Annotated in this window: 1 protein-coding gene; it reads left to right on the top strand. The window is 60.0% G+C overall.

The features are described from left to right. On the top strand, positions 1-860 hold an 860-nt coding region (gene tuf / locus ACR0KM_RS20975; RefSeq protein WP_480861799.1), incomplete at both ends, for an elongation factor Tu.

The following is an 860-nucleotide window of genomic DNA, read 5'->3' as shown; positions in this document are numbered from 1 at the left end:
GCTCAGATGGACGGCGCGATCCTGGTTGTGAACGCCGCAGACGGCCCGATGCCGCAGACCCGCGAGCACATCCTGCTGGGCCGCCAGGTTGGCATCCCGAAGATGGTCGTGTTCATGAACAAAGTGGACCAGGTTGACGACGAAGAGCTGCTGGAACTGGTTGAGATGGAAGTGCGCGAGCTGCTGTCCAGCTACGACTACCCCGGCGACGATATTCCGATCATCGCAGGTTCGGCTCTGGCCGCGATGGAAGGCAACAACCCGGAAATCGGCGAAGAGAAGATCAAGGAACTTATGGCGGCTGTTGATGACTACATCGACACCCCTGAGCGCGCTGTTGACCAGCCGTTCCTGATGCCGATCGAAGACGTGTTCTCGATCTCGGGCCGTGGTACCGTTGTGACCGGCCGTGTTGAGCGTGGCGTGATCAACGTTGGCGACGAGATTGAAATCGTCGGCATCCGCGACACTTCGAAAACCACCTGCACCGGCGTTGAAATGTTCCGCAAGCTGCTGGACCGCGGTGAAGCAGGCGACAACATCGGCGCCCTGCTGCGTGGTGTTGACCGTGACGGCGTTGAGCGTGGCCAGGTTCTGTGTAAGCCGGGTTCGGTTACACCGCACACCAAGTTCGAAGCCGAAGCCTACATCCTGACCAAGGAAGAAGGCGGTCGTCACACTCCGTTCTTCGCGAACTACCGTCCTCAGTTCTACTTCCGTACAACTGACGTGACCGGCACTGTGACCCTGGCGGAAGGCACCGAGATGGTCATGCCCGGCGACAACGTGTCGTTCGGCGTTGAGCTGATCGCACCGATCGCGATGGAAAACGGCCTGCGCTTCGCAATCCGCGAAGGTGG

It is taken from the genome of Ruegeria sp. G10, from assembly GCF_056533645.1.
Note: the sequence above shows the minus strand (reverse complement) of the source record. Positions and strands in the feature narration are given on the sequence as shown.